Here is a 5765-nt window from a genome sequence, read left to right on the forward strand (position 1 = left end):
GGGCGGGCGCCGGCGTCTGGGATTGCAGCGACGAGGCGAGCAGCAGCGCAACGGGGAGCATCTGGGTTCCTTGGGATGAGGCAGGTGCGGCAGCGGACCTGCAAGGGAGCGTGAAGGGGCCGGCTCCCATTCCGGCGCGAACTTCTTAGCGCATGCGGGACACGGAGCGTCCTAGCCTTCTAGGCTCGAAACGCGGGTCGTCCCTGGACCCGGTACGTGAGGACCCGCCTTGAGGCCCACCCTGCTCGCGCTGCTGTTCGTGTGGTTGTCCTGGCCCGCCGCCGCCATGGCGGCACAGAAGGTCACCGTTCCGGTGGACGTGGGCGTGGGGCCGGCGGTGTTCGTGTTCTCCGGCCCCATCGCGGACGACCAGCTGCTGCACACGGGGCTGAAGCTGTCGGTGGACGCGGTGCTGGACAAGGAATGGCTGCGCAAGAACCAGCGCGCCATCCCGGCGCGCTACCGGAAGCAGGCGAAGCAGATGGATGAGATTCGCATCTCGCCGTCCATCTTCATTCCGGACTCGTTCATCATCTCGCCCAAGTACCGCGACACGGGGATGTACGGCGTGACGTTCAAGCCGCTGGGGCTGGGGGTGCCGCTGTCGTCCAGTCCGGTGCGCTTCAAGCTGGGCGTGGGGCTGGTGTTGACGTACACGTACATCTTCTCCGACACGCTGCCGGACACGCACTTCCTGCGGCCCGGTGCGAGCCTGGGCGCGGACCTGGAGTTCCAGCTGGCGAAGAGCTTCCTCGTCAGCGTGGGCTGGGAGTCCACGTTCTACGTGCCGCAGGAGCTGGGTGGGCTGGGGCTGCCGGACTCGCTGGGGGACGGCATCTTCCACGTGGGGCAGGCGTACCTGCAGCTGCATTTCCGGTTCCCGTACACCACGACGCTGTAGTGCTCGCGCGCGGGCGGGGCGCGTGGCTAGCGTGCCCGGCACCATGTCACTCGTCCTCGCCACCGACGCGCAGAAGGCGCAGCGCGACGCCGTCACCCATGCCGCGTGGGGCTCGCCCCTGAGCGTGCCGCAGTACCAGGAGCGTGAAGCACGGCTGCGTGCGCACCCGTGGAGCCGCGAGGGCATGAACACGTGGCTGTGGCTGGCGGATGACGGCCGGGTGCTGGCGTCATGCGAGACCTTCCACACGGACAGCTTCCTGCGCGGCGCGGACGGACAGCTGACGCAGGGGGACAGCTACGCAATCGCCAGCGTGTACACGGAGGAGCACCTGCGCGGGCGGGGACACGCCACGCGGTTGATGGACGCCGTCGCCGCGGAGCTGGAGCAGGTGGCGCAGCGGCCGCACTCGGTGGTCCTGTTCTCCGACGTCGGGGCGCCGCTGTATCGCCGGTCCGGCTACGCGGACGTGCCCGCGTGGGACTGGCACCTGGACGCCGCCGATGCGCCGGGAGGCCGGCCCGTGGACGACGGCCTTTTGGAGACGGACGTGGCGGGGGCGCTCGCTCGGATGCGCCGGCCGGACGTGTCCTTCTTCCTGTGGCCTGGCGCCTCGCAGGTGGACTGGCACCTGGAGCGGGAGCGCATCTACGCGGACCTGCTGGCGCGGCCACGGCCCCGGACGTGCGGCGCGGTGGTGGGCGAATCCACCGCGCTGTGGACGATGAACGCGCGCTACGGCGAGCTGGTGGTGCTGATGCTGGATGCGCGGGACGCCTCCGCGGCGGAGGTGCTGCTCACGGAGGCGCGCCGCGTGGCGCATCACGCGGGACTCAAGCGCGTGGTGTGGTGGGAGGAACCCTCGACGGCGTCACTGCTCGGCGGCGTCCCCGGCGCGGTGCGGGTGCAGCGGGACGGGTCGCTGCCCATGTTGCGGCCGCTGCGCCCGGGGCTGCCTCCCGCTGCGGAGGTCCCCTTCCCTCGCGCCCTCTGGGTGTGAATCAGGCCTGAAGACCCACGGCGGCGAGCCCCTGGAACAGGGCCTGGGCCTGCGCTCGTGAGGGCAGGCCCGCGTCGTGGATCAACGGCTCCGGCGACAGGCCAGTCCCCCGGGCAGCAAGGGAGCAGCCAACAGCAAGCCGTAAAGAGTGCGGCGCAACATCCGGTGCTTCGGAACCAACACCACCGTCCGACTCGACAGGAGAAACCTCCGCGCTCCCATTCCAGGAGAGCGGTCTGGCTTCCCACCTCCGGCCAGGTGGAAACAGGGGCGGCGACCCCAACCCGGATGTGTCAGGCGGCGACAGGTCCCCTAGGATGCGCCCCATGGCCGAGAGAAGGCGCATCATCGAGGGCTCCTGGAACTGCACGTCCTGCGGCGCCAAGAACATCCCTGCCCGTCACAAGAACTGCCCCTCCTGCAACAACCCGCGGGAGCTCACCGGCAAGGAGTCCGAGTTCGACTTCGGTGACGTGGACGCGGCCTCCGGCAAGTCCACCCGCGAGGGTGTCGCCGACGAACAGGCCCTGGAGATGGCCGGCGCCGGCGAGGACTGGTTCTGCGCCTACTGCGGCGCGGCCAACCGGGGCGACGGCAAGCGCTGCCGGCAGTGCTCCGCCGAACGGGGCTCGGATGCGAAGGCCGCTCCGCTCGCGGACCTGTCCCCCAAGGCGCCACCGAAGCCCGCGCCCAAGCCCCGCCGCTTCGGCAAGGTGGCGCTCATCGTGGTGGGCATCTTGGGCTCCTGCTGCCTGGGCACCTGCGCGGTGGGCATCTGGGGCAACATGAAGCATGAGCTCAAGGGCGAGGTGGTGGCCACGAACTGGCGCCGCGCGCTGGTGCAGGAGCGCTTCGTCCCGGAGACGCGCACGGGCTGGCGGGACGAGCTGAGCAACGCCTCGCCGCGCATGCCGGTGAACGGCGCGGGCGAGGTCGCGGGCGTGACGAACATCCGCGACTGCGCGTCCCGGCAGCGTGGCACCCGCCGGGTGGCGGACGGCACCCAGCGCGTGTGCCGGACGAAGACGCGCAAGGTGGCCTGCGGCACCGAGGAGAAGTGCTCCCGTCGCGACAAGGGCAACGGCTTCGCCGAAGAGGTCTGCCACGATGTGACGAAGTACTGCAACGAGTCCTACGAGGACTGCGACACGGAGACGCGCTACCGCAACGAGCCCGTCTACTCGCAGCAGTGCGCCTACGACACGTACGTGTGGAAGCCGGTGGACACGCGCGAGCTCAAGGGCACGGAGGGGCCGCCGCGCTGGCCGGAGCTCGTCGCCGGGACGAACGAGCGGGTGCGGCGCGAGGAGGACTACACCGTGCTCGTGCGCTACGACGACGACGGCGTGAAGCAGCACGAGGTGAAGCCCACGCGCGAGGACGAGTTCGTCGCGTGGAAGAAGGGCCAGGGCGTCACGCTCACCGTGACGAACCTGGGCAAGGTGGAGCAGGCCGTCCGCCGCTGAAGAAGCACCGTCGAGGAGTCTCATGGAGTGCACCTGCTGTGGCGCCTGCTGCGTGGCGCCGGACATCGCCGCGCTGGACAAGCCGTTGGGGCTGCGGTGCCCGCACCTGGGCGCGGACAACCTGTGCACCGTGTACGAGCGGAGGCCCCAGGTGTGCCGGGACTACGCGGCGGACGAGGTGTGCCGCCGCATCGAGGCCCCCACGTTGGAAGAACGCGTGAACAACTACCTGGCGCTGTTCCAGCTCACCGCGGAGGCGGAGTCCGTGCGCAAGTCGGGCTGCGCCTCCATGCGGATGGCGCGCGCCATCAGGGAGCGGAAGTGAACTTCCAACCCACCGAGCCGTTCGTTCCCGCGCCGGGCGTTCGTGGCGCGCACGCGCAGACCATCTACGCGTCGCTCGTGCGCCCCACCCGCGTGCCGCCCCTGCGCCGGGAGCGGAGGGATTTGCCGGACGGGGACTTCGTCGACCTGGACACCTTCGACGGGCCGAAGGGCGCGCCGCACGTGGTGGTGCTGCACGGCCTGGAGGGGTCCTCGCAGGCGGGCTACGTCACGGAGGTGCTGCGGGGCGCGGCGAAGCGCGGCTGGGGCGCCACGGCGATCAACTTCCGCTCGTGCAGCGGGGAGCCGAACCGGCTGGCCCGGGCGTACCACTCCGGAGACACGGCGGACACGCTGCTGGTGATGGCGGACGTGCGCGAGCGCATCACCGGACCGATGCTCGCGGTGGGATTCTCGCTGGGCGCCAACGTCCTGTGCCGGCTGCTGGAGGAGACGGGAGACCAGGCGCCGGTGGTGGCCGCCACGTCCATCAGCGCGCCGTACGACCTGGACGCGTGCTGCCGCAAACTGGATGGCGGCAGCGGCTACCACTGGCTCTACCGCGAGCGGTTCCTGCGCACGCTCAAGAGCAAGGCCCGCGCGAAGTTGCAGCGGTTCCCGGGCGCGTTCGACGGGACGCGCATGGAGGCGGCGCGCACCATCCGGGGCTATGACGACGTGGTCACCGGGCCGCTGCATGGCTTCCGGGACGCGGAGCACTACTACCGGGAGGCTTCGTCGGGGCCCAGGCTCGCGGACATCCGCCGGCCCACGCTGCTGCTGAGCTCCGCGGATGATCCGATGCTGGAGGCGCCGGTGATTCCGCCCTCGGCGCGGGACAACCCGTTCCTCAGCGTGGTGCTGACCGAGCAGGGGGGCCACGTGGGCTTCGTCGCGGGCCGCGTGCACCGTCCGTACTTCTGGGCGGAGGCGCAGGCGCTCACGTTCTTCGAGCGGGTGCTCGCCAGCTGATCAGCCGAAGAAGAAGGTGAGGCCGAGTTTTCCGGACGGCTGCACCTTGCGCATCATCCACGACTGCGTCTCCACGGGAGACAGCGCGTCGCGGAAGGGCTCGTCCAGCTTCTGGAGGCTGGGGACGTCCATCTCCATGAAGCTCATGCCGCCGCGCACGAAGAAGCTGAGGCGCCGGGTGGCGTTGAACTCCAGGCCCACGTGCGTACTGATGTACGTGTAACCCACGCGCTCCATGGAGGAGGTGGGCAGCTGCGTGCGGTCCGCGAGCCTCCGGTTCAGCGTCTGCGTGCTCGCGGCCTGCGCGTGTCCGAACTCCCATGAGAACGAGGGAGAGACCTTGCTCTTCAGCGGGAGCAGCGTGAGTCCTGCGCGCAAGGCGCCTCGCAGACCGTTGTGCGCTCCGCCGAGGTGGATTCGCAGGTACGGCGAAGGCCGGAGGACGCCGGAGAGTCCCGCGCCTTCGGGCATGCCCGCGTCGAGCATCAGACCGAAGGGTGCCAGCCGCTCCGGATCATTGCTGATCCGCCGACGGCCTTCCATCTGCGGTGCCTGCACCTGGGGTGATTGCACCTGCGGTTTTGATTGGGCCACGGCCGTGTGAGCCGCCAGGACCACTACCGCCGCGGTGACGATGGACACCGCTCCCATGAGGATTCTCCCCGTTCCAGACATCGCGGCCACGCGCGATGAGATTTGCGAGGTACGCCGGATCCCAGGAGTACGTGCTCTCCGATGACCCGGCTGCGTGTTGCTCCCCCCGACCCGCCACTCCACTCCCGCCACACGCCCGGTGCTGACTGTCGCGTCGCCTCGATGCCGCCGCCGGCTGGATCGCGAAGCTCTCGCACCGCCACGTCTTGATTCACGGCTCTTCACTTCTCCCGTCCGGCGACCACGACCGCCTTTGCCGGACTCCCCCAAACTGCGCACTGCTCCGTCCCGCCGCCCAGCCCCGTCCTGCGACCTGCCTGCTGCCTTGCTCGACCGCGCCGCGTGCTGCCCCACGGTGCCGCGCGATGAGAGGTGATGCGCACTGCCCTGATCCGCCGTGCTGCCTGTGCTGCCCCGTCCCGCCCGTCCTGCCCCGTGCTGCCTTTGC

Annotated in this window: 6 protein-coding genes; 5 read left to right on the forward strand and 1 reads right to left on the reverse strand. The window is 70.2% G+C overall.

The window, feature by feature from the left end:
• Positions 1-229 precede the first annotated feature (229 nt).
• The 5 genes from D7Y11_RS41210 to D7Y11_RS41230 all read left to right on the forward strand — a co-directional run bounded on the left by D7Y11_RS41210 (position 230) and on the right by D7Y11_RS41230 (position 4663).
• On the forward strand, positions 230-901 hold the full coding sequence (locus tag D7Y11_RS41210; protein WP_169822588.1) for a hypothetical protein: 672 nt from the start codon (positions 230-232) through the stop codon (positions 899-901).
• 22 nt (positions 902-923) lie between these two features.
• Positions 924-1901, forward strand: coding sequence for a GNAT family N-acetyltransferase (locus tag D7Y11_RS41215; protein WP_306770495.1), 978 nt, complete (start codon positions 924-926; stop codon positions 1899-1901).
• A gap of 326 nt (positions 1902-2227) precedes the next feature.
• The gene (locus D7Y11_RS41220; protein WP_126936412.1) at positions 2228-3367 is read left to right on the forward strand and encodes a hypothetical protein; all 1140 of its coding nucleotides are present in this window, start codon (positions 2228-2230) and stop codon (positions 3365-3367) included.
• A gap of 22 nt (positions 3368-3389) precedes the next feature.
• Positions 3390-3692 (forward strand): YkgJ family cysteine cluster protein, encoded by a 303-nt coding sequence (locus D7Y11_RS41225; RefSeq protein WP_120581371.1) that lies wholly within the window; start codon positions 3390-3392, stop codon positions 3690-3692.
• Complete coding sequence (locus D7Y11_RS41230; RefSeq protein WP_120581370.1) at positions 3689-4663, forward strand: hydrolase; 975 nt, start codon at positions 3689-3691, stop codon at positions 4661-4663. The genes D7Y11_RS41225 and D7Y11_RS41230 overlap by 4 nt, the downstream gene beginning before the upstream one ends.
• Here D7Y11_RS41230 and D7Y11_RS41235 read toward each other — a convergent pair whose 3' ends face one another.
• Positions 4664-5314 carry a hypothetical protein gene (locus tag D7Y11_RS41235; protein ID WP_121756043.1) on the reverse strand — a complete coding sequence of 217 codons (651 nt, stop codon included), beginning with the start codon at positions 5312-5314 and terminating at the stop codon, positions 4664-4666. It lies immediately after the preceding gene.
• Between the last annotated feature and the right edge of the window lie 451 nt (positions 5315-5765).

Origin of the sequence: Corallococcus sp. AB018, from assembly GCF_003986945.1 — a bacterium.
GTDB lineage: Bacteria > Myxococcota > Myxococcia > Myxococcales > Myxococcaceae > Corallococcus > Corallococcus exiguus.